General features: G+C 69.6%; 17 protein-coding genes. 13 read left to right on the top strand and 4 right to left on the bottom strand.

Going from position 1 to position 17,531, the window contains the following annotated elements:
- The first annotated feature begins 29 nt into the window (after positions 1 to 29).
- From ACXYX3_RS02700 to ACXYX3_RS02680, 5 genes are read left to right on the top strand one after another with little or no spacing between them, the layout of a single operon-like run.
- A complete protein-coding gene (locus ACXYX3_RS02700) occupies positions 30 to 947 on the top strand; it encodes an SDR family NAD(P)-dependent oxidoreductase (protein WP_458610051.1) in 918 nt (305 codons plus the stop codon).
- Complete coding sequence (moeA, locus tag ACXYX3_RS02695) at positions 947 to 2,149, top strand: molybdopterin molybdotransferase MoeA (protein WP_458610050.1); 1,203 nt, start codon at positions 947 to 949, stop codon at positions 2,147 to 2,149. The genes ACXYX3_RS02700 and moeA overlap by 1 nt, the downstream gene beginning before the upstream one ends.
- A 28-nt stretch (positions 2,150 to 2,177) precedes the next feature.
- On the top strand, positions 2,178 to 2,876 hold the full coding sequence (locus ACXYX3_RS02690) for a phosphatidylserine decarboxylase (protein ID WP_458610049.1): 699 nt from the start codon (positions 2,178 to 2,180) through the stop codon (positions 2,874 to 2,876).
- Positions 2,873 to 3,733 (top strand): CDP-alcohol phosphatidyltransferase family protein, encoded by an 861-nt coding sequence (locus ACXYX3_RS02685; RefSeq protein WP_458610048.1) that lies wholly within the window; start codon positions 2,873 to 2,875, stop codon positions 3,731 to 3,733. The genes ACXYX3_RS02690 and ACXYX3_RS02685 overlap by 4 nt, the downstream gene beginning before the upstream one ends.
- Position 3,734: 1 nt before the next feature.
- Positions 3,735 to 5,921 carry an AAA family ATPase gene (locus tag ACXYX3_RS02680; protein WP_458610047.1) on the top strand — a complete coding sequence of 729 codons (2,187 nt, stop codon included), beginning with the start codon at positions 3,735 to 3,737 and terminating at the stop codon, positions 5,919 to 5,921.
- Between the two features lie 12 nt (positions 5,922 to 5,933).
- Here the strand turns inward: ACXYX3_RS02680 and ACXYX3_RS02675 are convergent, their stop codons facing one another.
- Positions 5,934 to 7,430 (bottom strand): potassium/proton antiporter, encoded by a 1,497-nt coding sequence (locus ACXYX3_RS02675; protein WP_458610046.1) that lies wholly within the window; start codon positions 7,428 to 7,430, stop codon positions 5,934 to 5,936.
- A 56-nt stretch (positions 7,431 to 7,486) separates the two neighbouring features.
- Here ACXYX3_RS02675 and ACXYX3_RS02670 point away from each other — a divergent pair, with 56 nt between their 5' ends.
- Genes ACXYX3_RS02670 through ACXYX3_RS02635 form a run of 8 tightly spaced genes read left to right on the top strand, consistent with a single transcriptional unit; the run spans position 7,487 to position 15,052 of the window.
- Positions 7,487 to 8,170, top strand: a complete 684-nt coding sequence (locus ACXYX3_RS02670; protein WP_458610045.1) for a potassium channel family protein — start codon at positions 7,487 to 7,489, stop codon at positions 8,168 to 8,170.
- Between the two features lie 34 nt (positions 8,171 to 8,204).
- Positions 8,205 to 11,081, top strand: a complete 2,877-nt coding sequence (locus ACXYX3_RS02665; protein WP_458610044.1) for a Na+/H+ antiporter subunit A — start codon at positions 8,205 to 8,207, stop codon at positions 11,079 to 11,081.
- Entirely contained in the window at positions 11,078 to 11,548 is a 471-nt protein-coding gene (locus ACXYX3_RS02660; RefSeq protein WP_241206592.1) for a Na(+)/H(+) antiporter subunit C, read from the top strand. Before ACXYX3_RS02665 ends, ACXYX3_RS02660 begins: the two co-directional genes overlap by 4 nt.
- Positions 11,545 to 13,164, top strand: a complete 1,620-nt coding sequence (locus tag ACXYX3_RS02655) for a Na+/H+ antiporter subunit D (protein WP_458610043.1) — start codon at positions 11,545 to 11,547, stop codon at positions 13,162 to 13,164. Before ACXYX3_RS02660 ends, ACXYX3_RS02655 begins: the two co-directional genes overlap by 4 nt.
- A complete protein-coding gene (locus tag ACXYX3_RS02650) occupies positions 13,161 to 13,697 on the top strand; it encodes a Na+/H+ antiporter subunit E (RefSeq protein ID WP_458610042.1) in 537 nt (178 codons plus the stop codon). The genes ACXYX3_RS02655 and ACXYX3_RS02650 overlap by 4 nt, the downstream gene beginning before the upstream one ends.
- Positions 13,694 to 13,981, top strand: coding sequence for a monovalent cation/H+ antiporter complex subunit F (locus ACXYX3_RS02645; RefSeq protein ID WP_458610041.1), 288 nt, complete (start codon positions 13,694 to 13,696; stop codon positions 13,979 to 13,981). The genes ACXYX3_RS02650 and ACXYX3_RS02645 overlap by 4 nt, the downstream gene beginning before the upstream one ends.
- Positions 13,978 to 14,358 (top strand): monovalent cation/H(+) antiporter subunit G, encoded by a 381-nt coding sequence (gene mnhG / locus ACXYX3_RS02640; protein WP_458610040.1) that lies wholly within the window; start codon positions 13,978 to 13,980, stop codon positions 14,356 to 14,358. The genes ACXYX3_RS02645 and mnhG overlap by 4 nt, the downstream gene beginning before the upstream one ends.
- Complete coding sequence (locus ACXYX3_RS02635) at positions 14,339 to 15,052, top strand: SAM-dependent methyltransferase (protein ID WP_458610039.1); 714 nt, start codon at positions 14,339 to 14,341, stop codon at positions 15,050 to 15,052. Before mnhG ends, ACXYX3_RS02635 begins: the two co-directional genes overlap by 20 nt.
- Before the next feature lie 6 nt (positions 15,053 to 15,058).
- Here ACXYX3_RS02635 and ACXYX3_RS02630 read toward each other — a convergent pair whose 3' ends face one another.
- The 3 genes from ACXYX3_RS02630 to sodC are packed head-to-tail and all read right to left on the bottom strand — an operon-like array spanning position 15,059 to position 17,526.
- Positions 15,059 to 15,691: an LON peptidase substrate-binding domain-containing protein gene (locus tag ACXYX3_RS02630; protein WP_241206598.1), complete on the bottom strand. Its 633-nt coding sequence runs from the start codon at positions 15,689 to 15,691 to the stop codon at positions 15,059 to 15,061.
- 1 nt (position 15,692) lies between these two features.
- Positions 15,693 to 16,856 carry a glutamate--cysteine ligase gene (locus ACXYX3_RS02625; protein WP_458610038.1) on the bottom strand — a complete coding sequence of 388 codons (1,164 nt, stop codon included), beginning with the start codon at positions 16,854 to 16,856 and terminating at the stop codon, positions 15,693 to 15,695.
- Positions 16,813 to 17,526 carry a superoxide dismutase[Cu-Zn] gene (sodC, locus tag ACXYX3_RS02620; protein ID WP_241206600.1) on the bottom strand — a complete coding sequence of 238 codons (714 nt, stop codon included), beginning with the start codon at positions 17,524 to 17,526 and terminating at the stop codon, positions 16,813 to 16,815. Before sodC ends, ACXYX3_RS02625 begins: the two co-directional genes overlap by 44 nt.
- Positions 17,527 to 17,531: the final 5 nt, after the last annotated feature.

Here is a 17,531-nt window from a genome sequence, read left to right as displayed (position 1 = left end):
CACGACCATCGTCTCAGTATCGTGATCGCATGAGCGTGAAATGGACCGCTGCTGACGTCCCCGACCAGTCCGACCGCGTCGCCGTGATCACCGGCGCGAACTCCGGCATCGGTTACGAGGCCGCCCTCGTTCTCGCCGGCCGCGGCGCCCGGGTGGTGCTCGCCGTGCGTGACCTGACCAAAGGGAACCAAGCCGCCGACCGGATCCGCCAGGCGCACGCCGGGGCGCAGGTCGAGGTCCAGGAGCTGGATCTGACATCGCTGGCCAATGTGCGGGCCGCGGCCGAGGCGCTGCGGGCGGCGTACCCGGCGATCGATCTGCTCATCGACAACGCCGGGGTGATGTATCCGCCCAAGCAGGTCACCGCCGACGGCTTCGAATTGCAGTTCGGCACGAACCACCTCGGACACTTCGCGCTCACCGGGCTGCTGCTCGACCACCTGCTCTCAGTCGAGGGTTCCCGGGTCGTCGTGGTCGCGAGCATCGCCCACAACATCGAGGCCGACATCCACTTCGACGACCTGCAGTGGGAGCGCGGGTACAACCGGGTGGCCGCCTACGGCCAGTCCAAGCTGGCGAATCTGATGTTCAGCTACGAGCTGCAGCGTCGGCTCGCCGCCGCAGACGCCAAGACGATCGCCGTGGCCGCACACCCGGGCATCTCGAACACCGAGCTGATGCGCCACGTGCCGGGCTCCAACCTGCCCGGCTTCTCCGCGCTGGCCGGCCTGGTGACCAACAGCCCCGCCGTCGGTGCGCTGGCCACGCTGCGCGCGGCCACCGATCCGAAGGTGCGTGGCGGCCAGTACTACGGCCCCTCCGGTTTCCGGGAACTCGTCGGGCACCCCGTGCTCGTGCAGTCGAACCGCAAGTCCCACGATGTCGCAGTGCAGCAACGGCTGTGGGCGGTGTCCGAGGAGCTGACCGGCGTGAGCTATCCCGTCTGATGCGCAGCGTCGATGAGCACCGCCGGCTGGTCGGCTCGTTGATCACGGCGCGTGCCCCTGTGGCACTCCCGCTGGCCGACGCGCTCGGCCTCGCCCTCGCCGAGGATGTCGTCGCGCCGCTGTCGTTGCCGGGCTTCGACAACTCGGCGATGGACGGGTACGCGGTGCTCGCCGCCGACGTCGCGACGGCCACGGACGGCACGCCGGTGCGGCTGCCGGTCGCCGAGGACATCCCCGCCGGACGCACCGACATCCCGACGCTGCACCCCGGCACCGCCCACCGCATCATGACCGGCGCGCCGCTGCCCCACGGGGCGACGGGCGTGGTCCCGGTCGAAGCCACCGACGGCGCCACCGACACGGTGACGATCCGCGCCGCGGCGCGCGACGGCCAGCACATCCGGCACGCGGGGGAAGACGTCACCGCAGGCACCACGGTGCTGAAGGCCGGTCACGTGCTGACGCCGGCTGCGCTCGGCCTGGCAGCCGCACTGGGCCTTCAGACACTGACCGTGACGCCGCGCCAACGGGTGCTGGTCGTGTCGACGGGCACCGAGCTGGTGGCCGCGGGCGCCGAACTCGCCCCGGGGCAGATCTACGAATCCAACGGTGTGATGCTGGCCGCTGCGGTCCGCGACGCCGGCGCCGACGTGGTCGCCTCCCCCACCACCGGCGACGACGTCGACGCCTTCCGCGCCATGCTGCGCACCCACGCCGGTCAGGCGGACCTGATCCTGACCACGGGCGGGGTCAGCGCCGGTGCCTACGAGGTGGTGAAGGACGCGCTGGGCGGCCCGTCCGGTGGTGTCGAGTTCGTCAAAGTCGCGATGCAGCCCGGAATGCCGCAGGGTGCCGGATCGATCGACGGCACTCCCGCGGTCACGCTGCCGGGCAACCCGGTCAGCGCGCTGGTGTCGTTCGAGGTGTTCGTCCGGCCCGCCCTGCGTCAAGCGATGGGGTTACCCCAGCCCGAGCGGCCCCGGCGCACCGCGATGCTCACCGAAGACCTGACCTCCCCGCGCGGCAAGCGGCAGTTCCGGCGCGGGGTGCTGGACCCCGTCACCGACACCGTCACCAGTTACGGGCCGCCGGCGTCGCATCATCTGCGTTGGCTGGCGTCGGCGAACTGCCTGCTGGAGATCGACGAGGACACCTCGGAGGTGGCCTCGGGTAGCCGCGTGCAGGTGTGGGACCTCCGCTAGAGGGCGCCACCGTACTATTGGCCCCACGATGGCCAGACGCCCCGACCTCAAGACAGGCCCCGCGCGGCTGGCGGCGCTGATCCGTACGTCCGTTCCCCCCATGCACCCCGCAGGCCTGCCGTTCGTCGGCGCCAGCCTGGCGGTGGCGCTGGCCGGACGCCGGAACCGCTTCGTCCGTCGCGCCGGCCTCACCTCCGCCGCGGCCAACGCCGCCTTCTTCCGGCATCCGCCGCGCACCCCACCGACGCGGCCCGGTGTCGTCGTCGCCCCCGCCGACGGGCTGATCTGCCTTGTCGAGGAGGAGGTGCCGCCGGCTGAACTCGGGTTGCCCGCCGAGCCGCTGCCGCGGATCAGCATCTTCTTGTCGCTGCTTGATGCCCACGTGCAGCGGGCACCCATCGGCGGTGAAGTGGTCACCGTGGCGCACCGCCCCGGCCTGTTCGTGTCGGCCGAACTGGCCGCCGCGAGCGCCGACAACGAGCGCAACAGCGTGGTCATCCGCACCCCGGAGGGCGCGCAGGTGATCGCCGTACAGATCGCCGGTCTGCTGGCCCGCCGCATCGTGTGTGATGTGCGGGCCGGCGATTCGATCGGCATCGGCGACACCTACGGGCTGATCCGGTACGGCTCTCGCCTGGACACCTATCTGCCGGCCGGGTCCCGGGTGCTGGTCTCGGTGGGCCAGCGCACCCTGGCCGGTGAGACCGTGCTGGCAGAACTGCGATGAAACCCCGCAAGCCGCGGTTGAAGGCGCCCGTGGTCAGCGCCCGCATCCTGCCGAGCGCGATGACGGTCGCGGCGATCTGCCTGGGCTTGAGTTCGGTCAAGTTCGCACTCGACGACCGGCCCACCGAGGCGATGGCGTTCCTGGCCATCGCTGCGATGCTGGACGCCCTCGACGGCCGCACCGCACGTGCGCTGAACGCCACGTCGCGCATGGGCGAGGAGATCGACTCGCTGGCTGACGCGGTGAATTTCGGTGTGGCGCCGGCGTTCATCGTCTACGGCACGCTGCTGTCGCACTCCCGGGTGGGCTGGATCGTGGTGCTGCTGTACGCGGTGTGCATCGTGCTGAGACTGGCCCGCTACAACGCGATGCTGGATCTCGATCAGCCCGACTACGAGAAGAAGTACTTCGTCGGCATGCCCGCCCCGGCGGGCGCGATCGGCGCCATCGGCCCGCTGGCGGCCAAAATGCAGTTCGGCGACGGCTGGTGGACTTCCGAACCGGCCGTCGTGATCTGGATGATCGCGGTCTCGCTGCTGGTGGTGAGCACGCTGCCGATGCGGAAGGTGCACACGTTCTCGGTGCCGCCCAACATGGTCGCCCCGCTGCTGGCGCTGCTCGCCATCGGTGTCGCCGCGTCGATCCTGTACGGCTACCTGGTGATCCTGCTGATCATCATCGGCTACATCCTGCACATCCCGTTCGCGATCCGGACCCGGCGCTTCCTGGCCGCTCACCCCGAGGTGTGGGAGGACAAGCCGAGGCAACAGCGGGCCGCGCGACGGGCGATCCGGCGGGCGCAGCCGCACCGCCGATCGATGATGCGACTGGGCCTGCGCCGACCGCCCCGGAGCTGACATGGCCCAGCTGACGCTCACCGCGCGGTTGAACACCTCGGCGCTGGACTCCCGCCGCGGCGTCGTCCGGCTGCATCCCGAAGCGATTGCTGCACTGGGCATCCGCGAGTGGGATGCGGTGTCGCTGACCGGGTCACGCACCACGGCCGCGGTGGTCGGCAAAGCCCCCGACGGGGTGCCCGCCGGCACCGCCCTGCTCGACGACGTCACGCTCAGCAACGCCGGCCTGCGCGAGGACACGGCGGTGCTCATCGCCGCCGCGACCGTGTACGGCGCCCGGTCGGTGACGCTGACGGGGTCCAACCTGGCGAGCCGGTCGATCACCCCGGCCACGTTGCGACAGGCACTGCTGGGCAAGGTGATGACGGTGGGCGACACCGTGTCGCTGCTGCCGCGCGACCTGGGTCCGGGCACGTCGACGTCCGCGGCGACGGCGGCGCTTGCGGCGTCGGTCGGCATCGTGTGGACCTCCGAGCTGTTGACCGTCACCGAGGTCGACCCAGCCGGACCCGTGAGCGTGCAACCGAATTCGCTGGTGTGCTGGGCAGACACGAACGGCGCGGCGGGCACCGGGCCGGCCGCTTCCCCGTCGGAGACCCACGTGATCACCGAGCAAGCGGCGCCGACATCCAGCGTCGATGACCTCAAAGGTGCTCACACGCAGGCGGGCCGGCTGGCCGAATGGCTCAAGCTGGCCCTGGACCAGCCCGAGTTGCTCCACACGCTCGGCGCCACGGCGAATCTCGGAGTCCTGGTGTCGGGGCCCGCGGGGGTCGGTAAGACCAGGTTGGTCCGGACGGTGTGCAGTGGCAGGCGTCTGGTGGAGCTCGACGGCCCCGAAGTGGGGTCGCTGCGGGCCGACGATCGACTCAAGAACGTGGCCGCCGCGGTGGCGTCGGTACGCGACGGCGGCGGCGTGCTGCTGATCACCGACATCGACACCTTGCTGCCGGTTCCCCCGGACCCGGTGGCGACGTTGATCCTGGCCGAATTGCGTTCGGCGGTGGCGACATCCGGGGTGGCGTTCATCGCGACGACGGCGACGCCCGATGCGGTCGATCCGAGGCTGCGGGCACCGGATCTGTGTGACCGGGAGCTGGGGTTGAGCCTGCCCGACGGCGGGGTGCGCGAGCAACTGCTCGAGGTGCTCCTACGCGATGTCCCGGCCGCCGACCTCGATCTCCACGAGATCGCCCAGCGCACACCAGGTTTCGTTGTGGCCGATCTGGCCGCACTGATCCGTGAGGCCGCACTGCGGGCCGCGGCGCGGGCCAGCGAGGATGACACCGCACCGCAGCTGCGCCAGGACGATCTCCTCGGGGCACTCAGCGTGATCCGGCCGCTGTCGCGCTCGGCGGCCGAAGAGATCTCGGTCGGCTCGGTCACGCTCGACGATGTGGGCGACATGGTGGCCACCAAGCAGGCGCTCACCGAGGCGGTGCTGTGGCCGCTGCAGCATCCGGACACGTTCGCCCGTCTCGGCGTGGAGCCACCGCGCGGCGTGCTGCTCTACGGTCCGCCCGGCTGCGGGAAGACCTATGTGGTGCGCGCGCTGGCCAGCTCCGGGCGGCTCAGTGTGCACGCGGTCAAGGGCGCTGAGCTGATGGACAAGTGGGTGGGCTCGTCAGAGAAGGCGGTCCGCGAATTGTTCCGGCGCGCAAGAGATTCCGCACCGTCACTGGTGTTCCTCGACGAGATCGACGCGATGGCGCCGCGGCGCGGGCAGAGTTTCGACTCCGGGGTCACCGATCGCGTGGTGGCCGCTTTGCTCACCGAGCTGGACGGGATCGAGCCGCTGCGCGACGTCGTGGTGCTGGGTGCGACGAACCGTCCGGACTTGATCGACCCCGCGCTGCTGCGGCCGGGCCGATTGGAGAAGCTGGTGTTCGTCGAGCCGCCCGACGCCGAGGCGCGCGCGCAGATCCTGCGAACGGCGGGCAAATCGGTGCCGCTGGCCCGCGAGGGCGCCGACGCGGTCGACCTCGATGCGCTGGCCGCCGAGCTGGACGGGTACAGCGCCGCGGACTGCGTGGCGCTGCTGCGGGAGGCCGCGCTGACCGCGATGCGCCGCTCGATCGACGCCGCCGACGTCACCTCCGCCGACGTGGCCGCGGCCCGCGAGGCGGTGCGCCCGTCGCTGGACGCGGTGCAGGTGGCGTCGCTGCGAGCCTTCGCCGACGCGCGCTGACCTGCCAGTGAGCTACCCCGGCTCGCCGTATTCGTCGAACCAGTAGGCGAGCTTGCCGCGGCGACTGACCGCACGCAGCCGTCGCTCGGCCTCGTCGCGGGTGGTCGTCGTCGTCACGATCATCACCTCGTCGCCGATCTGCAGTCTGGTCAACGGCTCCGGCACGAACGCACGGCCGTCGCGGATGATCAACGTGATCACGCTCGGATCGGGCAGCCGCAGCTCGAGAACCGTCACGTTGTGCAACCGCGATCCCGGCGCGACCGTCATCGTCATCAACTCGGCCCCCAGGACATCCAGCGGCGCGGCGTCGACCTGGATCTCACGCGTGGTGTCGCGCGGGACCAGATCGAGCCATTCCGCGACCCGGCGCAGGCTCGGCCCCTGAACCAGCGTGAACACCACCACGAGGATGAACACGATGTTGAGCAACCGGTCGCTGCCGGGCACGCCCTCGACGATCGGATAGGTCGCGAGCACGATCGGCACGGCACCGCGCAGCCCCGCGTAGGACAGGAACGTCTGCTCCCGCCACGGCACGCGAAAACCGATCAGCGACAGGACGACCGACGCCGGGCGTGCCAGCAGGAGCAGCACCAGACCGATGACGATCGCGGGCACCAGCTCGTCGACCAGCTCATCGGGTGAGACGAGCAGACCGAGGATCACGAACAGCCCGATCTGCGCCAACCACCCGGATCCTTCGGCGAAGGAGCGGGTGGCCGAGCGGTGCGGCAGACCGGAGTTGGCGAGCACCACGCTGGCCAGGTAGGCGGCCAGGAACCCGCTGGCATGCGCCGAGCCGGCGGCGGCGAATGCCAGCATGCCGAGGCCGAACGTCGCCAGCGGGTAGAGACCGGCGGCGGGAAGGGCGGTGCGGCGCAACGCCATCGCGCCGAAGAACCCGCACCCCAGCCCGATCGCGGCGCCGATCCCCAATTCGTAGACCATGGTCCCCGCCACCGACACCGGTTCGAGGACCAACGGTGTCGCGCTGAACAGCAGCACCAGGATCACCGCGGGCGCATCGTTGAACCCGGATTCGGCTTCCAGCAGGCCGCCGAGGCGGCGCGGCAGCGGCACCACCCGCAGCACCGAGAACACGGCCGCGGCGTCGGTGCTCGACACGATCGCCCCCAGCAGCAGCGCCAGCTGCCAGTCCATCCCGAGCAGCAGGTGCGCGGCCGCCGCGGTGAGCAGCGTGCTGGCGAGCACGCCGACCGTCGCGAGCACGGCGGCCGGCGCCAGCACCTTGCGGATGTCGGCGAACCTCGTGGTCAGACCACCCTCGACGAGGATCACGCCGAGCGCGGCGGTGCCCAGATCCTGGGCCAGCTGCGCGTTGTCGAAGTCGAGGCCCAGCCCGTCCTCGCCGACCAGCACGCCGACCCCGAGGAACAGCAGCAGGCTCGGGAGGCCGACTCCGGTGGCCAGCCTGGTGGCGGCGATGCTCGCCAGCAGCACCAGGCCCCCGATGAACAGCGCCACGTACAGCTCGTGCAGTGTCACTGTTTCCTCGCTGCAGGCACTTGTGTCGCAGTCAGTAAATCAGCACAGTCGTGTTCATGCGGATCGCCATCGCCGGAGCAGGTGCAGTGGGCCGCTCGGTCGCCCAGGAACTCGTCGACTACGGCCACAAGGTGCTGCTCATCGAGAAAGAGTTCCACCGTTACCAACCGGCCGCGGTACCGGGTGCGGAATGGTTCCTCGCCGACGCCTGCGAGGTGACCTCCCTCGAGGAGGCCGAGATGCACATCTGCGACGTCGCGATCGCCGCGACCGGCGACGACAAGGCAAACCTCGCGATGGCCCTGCTCGCCAAGAGCGAGTTCGGCATTCCCCGCGTGGTGGCACGCATCAACGATGCCCGCAACGAGTGGTTGTTCACCGACGGCTGGGGCATCGATGTCGCGGTGTCGACGCCGGTGGCGATGGTCGCCGCCGTCGAGGGCGCCATCGACGTCGGCCACATCGTCCGGTTGATGGCGCTGGGCCGCGGCCCGCGGGAGCTGCGCGGCGAGGGCAGCGCGAACGTCGCCTCGTTCACGTTGCCCGCGGACAGCCCGCTCGTGGGACGGCGGGTCGGCGATCTGACGATGCCGCGGGACAGCGCGCTGGTGACGGTGTTGCGCGGGAATCGTCTGATCGTCCCCGAAGCCGGGGACGTGCTGCGCGATGGTGACGAGATCCTGTTCGTGTGCGGGCCCGACGGGGAGGACAGGATCGAGGTGATGGTCACGGGCCCGTAGACTGGGGCCCCGCCGATCTTGACGAAACGGAGCCATGCTCGCCATCCTCTGTGCGCACGCAGTGGCCACCCTGGTAGCGCCCGTTCTCGTCCACCGCTTCGGTCGGCGCGCGTTCTATCCGCTGGCGTTGGTGCCCCTCGGTTCGCTCGTCTGGGTGGCCGGCAACTGGCCCGGCCGCGGACCGGGGCAGGGCCTGACCGTTCCGTGGGTGCCCGGCCTCTCGATGGACATCACTCTGCGCTTCGACGCGCTCGCGGCGATCGTGAGCGTGCTCGTGTTGGGCATCGGCGCGCTGGTGCTGTTCTACTGCGCCGACTACTTCCACCACCACGACGGGCACACCGAGAAGCGGCTGCCCAGCTTCGCCGCGGAACTGGTCGCGTTCTCCGGAGCGATGTTCGGCCTGGTCACCAGCGACAACATGCTGGTCCTCTACGTGTTCTGGGAGACCACGACGGTCCTGTCGTTCCTGCTGGTCGGCCATTACGCCGAGCGAGCGATGAGCCGGCGCGCGGCGACGCAGGCACTGTTGGTGACGACGTTCGGCGGGCTGGCGATGCTGGTCGGCATCGTGATCCTGGGCAACCGCGCCGGAACGTTCTTGATCTCGGAGTTGGTGGCGAACCCGCCGACGGGGGTGGCCGCCTCGGTGGCGATCGTGTTGGTCCTCGTCGGTGCGCTGTCGAAGTCCGCGATCGTGCCGTTGCACTTCTGGCTGCCCGGTGCGATGGCAGCACCCACCCCGGTGAGCGCATATCTGCACGCCGCCGCGATGGTCAAGGCCGGCGTCTATCTGATCGCGCGGCTGACGCCGGGGTTCTCCGACGCGCCGGAGTGGCGGCCGACGGTGGTGGGGTTGGGCCTGCTGACCATGCTGATGGCCGGCTGGCGGGCGCTACGCGAGTACGACCTGAAGTTGATCCTGGCGTTCGGCACGGTGAGCCAGCTCGGCTTCATCACGCTGATGGTGGGCGCGGGCGGCAGCGAGATGATGCTGGCCGGGCTGGCGATGCTGTGTGCGCACGCGTTGTTCAAGGCGACGCTGTTCATGGTCGTCGGGATCATCGATCACGCGACCGGCACCCGCGACATCCGCAGGCTCGCCTGGCTCGGCGACCGGAGTAGACCGCTGCTCGTCATCGGATGCGCCGCGGCGGCCAGCATGGCGGCACTGCCCCCGTTCCTGGGGTTCGTCGCCAAGGAGGCCGACTTCGAGACCGTGCTGCACAGCCCGACATTGGGGGCGGCCGCGCCGTTCGTGCTCGCCGGGGTGGTGTGCGGGTCGGTGCTGACGACGGCCTACACCCTGCGTTTCGTGTTCGGCGCGTTCGGGCGCAAAGGCATGCCGCAGCCGAGCACCCGGGTCCGCGAGATGCACCGGCCCCAGGCGTCGTTCCTGCTGCCGCCTGCGATGTTGGCCACTGCCGGGCTGGTATTCGGGATCTGGCCGACCGGCCTCGATCACATGCTGAGCGACTACGCCGACCGGGTGCCCGACCCCGTCGGCTACGACGGCGACTACTACCTCGCCCTGTGGCACGGCGTGAATCTCCCGCTGCTGCTGTCGGTGCTGGTGTTGGCGGCCGGTGTCGCGCTGTACGCGAGCCGTCGCTGGTCGCGGCGCGCCCGGCTGAGCTTCCTGCCGCTGGCCAATGCCGATCGCATCTACGACGCGGTGCTGCGCGGCGCCGACGTGATGTCGGTGCGGTTGACCGCGGTCACCCAGCGCGGATCGATCCCGGCCACACAGTCGGTGATCCTGACGACGCTGGTGCTCCTCCCGCTCACCGTGCTGGCCCTCGGCTCCCGTGACCGACCGCAGTTCCAGCTGTGGGATTCGGCGCCGCACGCCGTCGTCGGCGTGATCATGCTCGCCGCTGCGTTCGCGGCCTGCGTGATGCGCAACCGGCTGGCCGCGGTCCTGCTGGTCGGGGTCACCGGCTACGGCTGCGGTGTCATCTTCGCCTTCCACGGCGCGCCCGATCTGGCGCTGACGCAGTTCCTGGTGGAGACCCTGACGCTGGTGGTGTTCGTGCTGGTGCTGCGGGTGTTGCCCGCCGAGACCGGCGGCGCCGACATCCGTCGCTTCCGCGTTCCGCGCGCAGCGCTGGCCGTCGCCGTCGGCGCGACGGTCACCACGCTCGCCGCGTTCGCGATGGCGGCCCGGTCCGGGCGGCCGATCGCCGAGCTGCTGCCCGACGCCGCGTACCTGCGCGGCCACGGCGCCAACACGGTCAACGTCCTGCTCGTCGACATCCGCGCCTGGGACACCCTGGGTGAGGTCTCGGTGCTGCTGGTGGCGGCCACCGGGGTGGCGTCGATGGTGTTCCGCAACCGTCGGTTCGGGGCGGCTCCCCGGGTGGCCGATGCCGGTCAGCCGGACATCGGCAAGCTCGCGGTCTATTCGCAGAACAGCCCCGCTGCGGGGGAGGTGACGTGGCTGCGTGGCAGCGAGCTGCGCGACCCGCGCAACCGGTCGCTGGTCCTCGAGGTCGCGACCCGGCTGATCTTCCCGGTGATGATGGTGCTGTCCGCGTACTTCTTCTTCGCCGGCCACAACACCCCGGGCGGCGGTTTCGCCGGCGGGCTGATGGCCGGTCTCGCGCTGGTGCTGCGGTATCTGGCCGGTGGCCGCTACGAACTCGGCGAGGCCCTGCCGTTGGACGCGGGGAAGATCCTGGGGGTGGGCCTGGCGCTGTCGGCGGGCACCGCGACCGCCTCGCTGCTGCTGGGCGCTCCGGTGCTGTCGTCGGCGCTGATCCAGGTCGACGTGCCGGTGCTGGGCACGGTCAAGTTCGTCACCGCACTGTTCTTCGACATGGGGGTGTACCTGATCGTGGTCGGCCTGGTGCTCGACGTGTTGCGCAGCCTGGGCGCGCAGATCGACGACGAGATGAGCAGGGCACGATGACGACATATGTGGTCTCGCTGGTCATCATCGCGGGGTTGACCACCGCGGGGGTGTATCTCCTGCTGGAACGGCACCTGACCCGGATGTTGCTGGGGTTGTTGCTGATCAGCAATGCGATCAACCTGCTGTTGCTGGCGGCGGGTGGCTCTGCGGGCAATCCGCCGGTGCGCGGCCGCACCAGCGCGGACAACACCGCGACCGCGGATCCGTTGGCGCAGGGCCTGATCCTCACCGCGATCGTGATCACGATGGGGGTGGCGGCGTTCGTGCTGGCGCTGACCTACCGCTCCTACCGGCTGAACACCCGCGAAGAGGTCAGCAACGATCCCGAGGACATCCGCGTGTCGCAGCAGTCCGGCACCGAGGTGGGTGAGGAGCTCGAGGGCCGTCTGCAACCCGACCGCACCCGCGACACCGATCTGCCCGACGAACTCGACGCGCTGCCCGGTCACGAGGGGTCCCGATGATCGGTTCGCATCTCGGCGCGGTGTTCACCCCGTTGCCCGTCCTGATCCCGATGCTGGCCGCCGCCGCGACGCTGGTCGCGGGCCGCCGGCCCCGCCTGCAGCGCCTCATCGCGATCGTCGCGCTCTCGGCGGTGGTCGTCGTCTCGGCGCTGCTCGTCCACCTCGCCGACCGCGACGGCACGATCGCGCTGCAGGTCGGCGGCTGGGGGCCCACCGAACCGGGCATGGGTCCGCTGGGCATCACGCTCGTCGTCGACCGGCTCTCGGCGCTGATGCTGATGGTTTCGTCGATCGTGCTGCTCGCCGTCGTGTTCTACGCGATCGGGCAGGGCATCCGCGACGGTGACGGGCGCCAGCCGGTGTCGATCTTCCTGCCCACCTATCTGGTGTTGTCGGCGGGCGTGTTCATGGCGTTCTTGGCCGGTGACCTGTTCAACCTGTTCGTCGGTTTCGAGGTGCTGCTCAACGCCAGCTTCGTGCTGTTGACGATCGGCGCCAGCCGGGAGCGCGTCCGCGCGGGCATCTCGTACGTGATGGTCTCGATGGTGTCGTCGCTGGTGTTCCTGTTCGGCATCGCGCTGGTGTACGCGACCACCGGCACCTTGAACCTGGCGGAGCTGTCGGTGCGGCTCGGCGGGGTCTCGGAGGGCACCCGCACCGCGCTGTTCGCCGTGCTGCTCGTCGCGTTCGGCATCAAGGCGGCGGTGTTCCCGCTGTCGACGTGGTTGCCCGATTCCTACCCCACCGCGCCGGCCCCGGTCACCGCCGTGTTCGCCGGTCTGCTCACCAAAGTCGGTGTGTACGCGATCATCCGGGCCCACTCGCTGCTCTTCCCTGGCGGTGCCCTGGACAACGTGCTGCTGATCGCCGGCCTAGCGACGATGGTGATGGGCATCCTCGGCGCCATCGCCCAGAGCGACATCAAGCGACTGCTGTCGTTCACGCTCGTCAGCCACATCGGGTACATGGTGTTCGGTATCGCACTGTCCAACCAGCTCGGCATGTCCGGCGCGATCTACTACGTCGCCCACCACATCCTGGTGCAGACCACGCTGTTCCTGGTCGTCGGTCTGATCGAACGCCAGGCGGGTGCCTCGACGCTCGAGCGCCTCGGCGGGCTGGCCGCCGCGAGCCCGGTACTCGCGTTCGTGTTCGTCGTGCCGGCCCTCAATCTCGGTGGTATCCCGCCGTTCTCGGGGTTCATCGGCAAGGTGGCCCTGTTGGAGGCCGGCTCGGAATCGGGTTCGGTGCTGGCGTGGCTGCTGGTGGCGGGCAGCGTGATCACCAGCCTGCTCACCCTCTACGTCATCGCCCGGGTGTGGACGAAGGCGTTCTGGCGCTCCCGCAAGGACGCCCCGGAAGGCCACCTGTCCGGTGGTGCGCCGACGGTGTTGATGGACAGCCCCGAGGACAGCGACATCGAGTTCGTCGACCGCGACGACGTGGGCAAGATGCCGATCGGCATGCTGATACCGACCGCGGCGCTGATCGCCGTCGGGCTCACCTTGACGGTCGCGGCAGGGCCGATCTTCGCCTACAGCGAGAGGGCGGCCGCCGAGGTGATCGACCGCGGACAGTACATCACCGCGGTGCTCGGGGAGGTGCGCGCACCGTGAGGACGATGGCGCTGCGCGTCTGGATGGTATGCTGGCTCATCCTGGTGTGGGTTCTGTTGTGGGGCACCGTGTCAGCGGCCAACATCCTGTCCGGCCTGCTGGTCGCGCTGGTGATCACACTGCTGTTGCCGCTGCCGCCGGTGCCCGTCGAGGGCCGGCTGCACCCGATCTCGCTGATGCGTCTCGTGGTCACGATCGTCTATCGACTGCTCGCCTCCTCGGTGCAGGTCGCTGCGCTGGCGTTGAAGCCGGGGCCACCGCCGCTGACCGCGGTGCTGCGTGCACATCTGGCGATCAAGTCGGACCTGGTGCTGGTGCTGGCGGTCAACATCATCAACCTGACCCCGGGAACCATGGTGCTCGAGATCGACCAGCCGCGCCGGATGATCTACGTGCACGTGCTCGACGTGGGGTCCGAACGCACCGTCACGCGGTTTTACCGGCAGGTCGCGAATCTGGAGAAGCTGTTGGTCGCGTCGTTCGAGCGGGACAGCGACTGGCGGGCCGCCGGGCAGAAGGAGAACGCGTCATGACGGTCGTGTGGATCGCCGCGGGAGCGATGCTGTCAGCCGCCGCGCTGGCGACGATGCTGCGGATGCTGCTGGGCCCGACCACCCTGGACCGGTTGGTGGCATTGGACACGCTGGTGGCCGTGGCGATGTGCGCGATCGGCACGTGGGCGGCATTCAGCCTGGACACCACGGTCACCTACAGCCTGACCGCGCTGGCCCTGATCACTTTCGTCGGCTCGGTCAGCGTGGCCCGCTTCCGTGTTCCCGACGTCGCCGATCCCGCGGACAAGGGGCCGGCGCGATGACCGGGTTCGACAACGGATTCGACGTCGCAGCGGCTGTGCTGATACTCAGCGGATCGGCACTCGCACTGACCGCGGCGATCGGTGTGGTCCGCTTCCCGGACACGCTGTCCCGGATGCACGCGGCCACCAAGCCTCAGGTGCTCGGACTGTTGCTCGTGCTGATCGGCGCGGCGCTGCGGCTGCGTGGCCAGATCGACGTCGGCATGCTGATTTTGACCGGGTTGTTCACCGTGATCACCGCTCCGGTGATCGCCAACCGGGTGGGCCAGCTCGCCTACCGCGAGCAGAACATCCGCGACGATTTGATGACCACAGACGAGATGCATGATTTCGCCGACGACAGGGAACCCGGCGGCCATGATGCGCCCCAGCGGTGACCAGCAGGGTCGTACCGCCCTGAGTGTCGCTGCGGTCCGCGCCTCGGAGACCGAGGCCGACCATCCGTTGTTCACCGATCCGTACGCACACCTGCTGCTGGCCGGCGCCGGCCAGGTGGACCTGCCGGCGTCGGGTCCGGGTTACCCCGCGGCGCGCACGAAGTGGTTCGACGATTACGTCCTGGCCGCGGGTGCCGCCGGGGTTTCGCAGGTGGTGGTGCTCGATGCCGGCCTCGACACCCGGGCGTGGCGTCTGCCGTGGCTCAGCGATGCCGTGGTCTTCGACGTCGACGAGCCCGCGGTGCTGGCGCACAAGACACGGATCATGGACGCCTCCGACGCGCAGCTGGGCGCCAAGTATGTACCGGTCCCCGCTGCCGTGACCGATGACTGGCCGAAAGCGTTGCGGGCGGCCGGGTTCGATCACAACGAGCCGACAGCCTGGCTGGCGGAGAGTCTGCTCCCCGACCTGGACGACGACGGCCTGGGCACGCTGTTGGAGCAGGTCGCGCTCTACAGCGCGCGGGGCAGCCGGATCGCGGTTGAGGCAACGGCGAAACCGGATGTGGCGCAATGGTTGTGTTGCCACCGCTGGGACGCGTCGTCGATCGACGCACGCGATGTCATGCACCGCTATCACCGCGACGCCGTCGATGCGCCGCCCTACGTGCTCGTCTGCGGGACACTGCTGTAGGGCAGCTCACTCCGAGAGCTGGAACTCCACCATCGCGGTGACGGTCTCGACCGCTTCGGAGAGCGCAACCACGCGATCAGCGACCGTCGGTGCGGCCAGTATCGAGTAGCGGTCAGCCTGACCCATCGGCAACCGAGCGGTCAACGCGTACAACCACAGAGCGGCATCACCGGATTCGTCGGCGCCGAGCACGATGTCGCGCGCATTGACCTCAGCGCCCCGCGCCGTGGCGATCCGCTCGAACAATGCGACCATCCGGTCCTCGATGTCCCGGATCGCGTCCGCGGTCACCACCGGCCCTGGCTGGTCGGGCCACAGCTCGATCACCGCACGGGGATACGGCGCGTCGGGCAACCATTCGAGAACCCGGAACCGTTCCCGCATGGCGCATTTCATCACGTATTGACCGGCGCCGAGGTCCTGGTGTTCGGTGATGTGCGCGACGGTGCCGACGTCGCTGCGGCTGTCGCCCCCGCCGACCTCCCGGCCTGCAGCGATCAACACCACCCCGAAGGCGGGATCCTGTGCGGCCAGGCACGCCTGCACGAGAGCCGAGTAGCGCGGCTCGAAAATCTTGAGCGGCAACGTTTCTCCAGGCAGCATCGCCACCTCGAGCGGGAACATCGGGATCGTCGGCACGTCAGATCACCAACTCGGCGATCAACCCGTCCACGACAGCGCGCAGATCCCCGTCCGACTCCTCGGCGATCCGCCGTTGACGTTGGTAGGAGGCACCGTCGCGGTAGATGTCCGCGACCGAGGCGAGTTCGTCGACGCATCCCAGCGAGCGGGCCACCGGGGTCAGTCGCTCCAGTTGCTCGTCGAGATCCTCGGTGACGAGCCGCTCGTTGCTGTCGGCGTCGAGGATGATGATTGCGTCCAACCCGTAGCGCGCGGCCCGCCACTTGTTCTCCTGCACATGCCACGGCGGCATCACCGGCAGCGCCTCCCCCGCGTCGAGACGGCGGTCGAGGTCGACGATGAGGCAGTGCGTCAGCGCGACCAGCGCCGCGAGTTCCTTCAGGTTCGACACCCCGTCGAAGATCCGAACCTCCACGGTGCCCAGATGAGGAGAAGGCCGGAGGTCCCAACGGATCTCGTTCATGTGGTCGATGATGCCGGTCTTCTTCTGGTCGGCCACGAAGCCTTCGAACTCCCGCCACTCCTGGAAGTGGAAGGGCAGGCCCGCGGTCGGCAGCTGCTGGAACATCATCGCGCGATTGCTCGCATAACCGGTATCGCCGCCGTCCCAGAACGGCGACGATGCGGACAGCGCCAGCAGGTGCGGGTAGTAGTCGAGCAGCGAGGTGATGATCGGCATCACCTTGTGCGCCGAGGAGATCCCGACGTGCACGTGCACACCCCAGATCAACATCTGCCGGCCCCACCACTGGGTGCGCTTGATCAGCTCGGCGTAGCGCGGCGCGTCGGTCAGCTTCTGCGCCGACCACTTCGCGAAGGGGTGGGTGCCGGCGCAGAACAGTTCCATGCCTCGGTCGCGCACGATCTCGCGCACGGGCCGCAACGTCGACCGCAGATCGTCCATCGCCTCGGGCACGGTGTCACACACGCCGGTGACGACCTCGATGGTGTTGCGCAGCAATTCCTTGTGCACACGCGGGTTCTCGCCGATCTCGGCGATCACCGAGGCGGCCTCGTTGCTCAGGTCACGTGTCTGCGCGTCGACGAGCGCGAACTCCCACTCGACGCCGAGTGAGGGCCGGGCGGACCCGGCGAAGTCGATGCGGTCAGCCCGTCGGTCAGCCCCGAGTGATGACACCGCACGCCACCCGAGCTCCGGCATCGCCGGTCGCCAGGGTGGTCTGATCCGGCGGCGGCGCGCCGTTGACCTGCTGGTAGCGCTCCGGCGGGATGTTGGCGAAGTTGTCCGCCTTTTCGTGGATGATGATCGCCGTGCCGGCGCCGTCGAGGAGTTGGTCGGCGGTGAAAGCATCGGTGGTGGTGACGAGCTTGGCCGAGCCGTCCTCGCGCACCTGCAGCGAGGCGAGGTCGCCGCTGGCGGGATGGCCGCTGTGGCCGGGCACCTGGAGATGTCCGCCCGCGGAGTTGAAGTTCGCCGGGGCGCCGCCCGTCGGGGCGACCGAGTTGGCTTCGCACTTGCCGACGGAGTGGATGTGCATGCCGTGGAAGCCGGGCGTGAGCTGGCTGGTCGCCGAGGTCTGCACCGTGATCGTGGCGAAACCGCCGGAGAACGCGATGTCGGCGGTGGCGACGGTGGTGCCGTCGGCGGTCTTGAGGTCGGCCTTCAGCGTCTCCCCGTTGGCGGCCTGGGCCTGCCCTTCACCCTCGCCGGCTTCTCCCTCGCCGGCAGGCGCCGACGGTGACGGTGAACCGGTCCAGATCGGGGGTGTGGTGCCCGGCGTATCGCTGGGCACGTCGCCCGGAGGCGAACAGGCGGCCAACGCGAGTGCGGGCGCTGCGAACAAGGTGGCGGCGGCGACGGTCCTGCGCATGGGCA

The organism is Mycobacterium sp. Panama NTM2 (assembly GCF_054355555.1).
Note: the sequence above shows the minus strand (reverse complement) of the source record. Positions and strands in the feature narration are given on the sequence as shown.

Excerpts from the sequence above, each read along its gene's own strand:
- ACXYX3_RS02700 (WP_458610051.1), top strand. The coding sequence starts at position 30 with ATGAGCGTGAAATGGACCGCTGCTGACGTCCCCGACCAGTCCGACCGC.
- moeA (WP_458610050.1), top strand. The coding sequence starts at position 947 with ATGCGCAGCGTCGATGAGCACCGCCGGCTGGTCGGCTCGTTGATCACG.
- ACXYX3_RS02690 (WP_458610049.1), top strand. The coding sequence starts at position 2,178 with ATGGCCAGACGCCCCGACCTCAAGACAGGCCCCGCGCGGCTGGCGGCG.
- ACXYX3_RS02685 (WP_458610048.1), top strand. The coding sequence starts at position 2,873 with ATGAAACCCCGCAAGCCGCGGTTGAAGGCGCCCGTGGTCAGCGCCCGC.
- ACXYX3_RS02680 (WP_458610047.1), top strand. The coding sequence starts at position 3,735 with ATGGCCCAGCTGACGCTCACCGCGCGGTTGAACACCTCGGCGCTGGAC.
- ACXYX3_RS02670 (WP_458610045.1), top strand. The coding sequence starts at position 7,487 with ATGCGGATCGCCATCGCCGGAGCAGGTGCAGTGGGCCGCTCGGTCGCC.
- ACXYX3_RS02665 (WP_458610044.1), top strand. The coding sequence starts at position 8,205 with ATGCTCGCCATCCTCTGTGCGCACGCAGTGGCCACCCTGGTAGCGCCC.
- ACXYX3_RS02660 (WP_241206592.1), top strand. The coding sequence starts at position 11,078 with ATGACGACATATGTGGTCTCGCTGGTCATCATCGCGGGGTTGACCACC.
- ACXYX3_RS02655 (WP_458610043.1), top strand. The coding sequence starts at position 11,545 with ATGATCGGTTCGCATCTCGGCGCGGTGTTCACCCCGTTGCCCGTCCTG.
- ACXYX3_RS02645 (WP_458610041.1), top strand. The coding sequence starts at position 13,694 with ATGACGGTCGTGTGGATCGCCGCGGGAGCGATGCTGTCAGCCGCCGCG.
- mnhG (WP_458610040.1), top strand. The coding sequence starts at position 13,978 with ATGACCGGGTTCGACAACGGATTCGACGTCGCAGCGGCTGTGCTGATA.
- ACXYX3_RS02635 (WP_458610039.1), top strand. The coding sequence starts at position 14,339 with ATGATGCGCCCCAGCGGTGACCAGCAGGGTCGTACCGCCCTGAGTGTC.
- ACXYX3_RS02625 (WP_458610038.1), bottom strand. The coding sequence starts at position 16,856 with ATGCCGGAGCTCGGGTGGCGTGCGGTGTCATCACTCGGGGCTGACCGA.
- sodC (WP_241206600.1), bottom strand. The coding sequence starts at position 17,526 with ATGCGCAGGACCGTCGCCGCCGCCACCTTGTTCGCAGCGCCCGCACTC.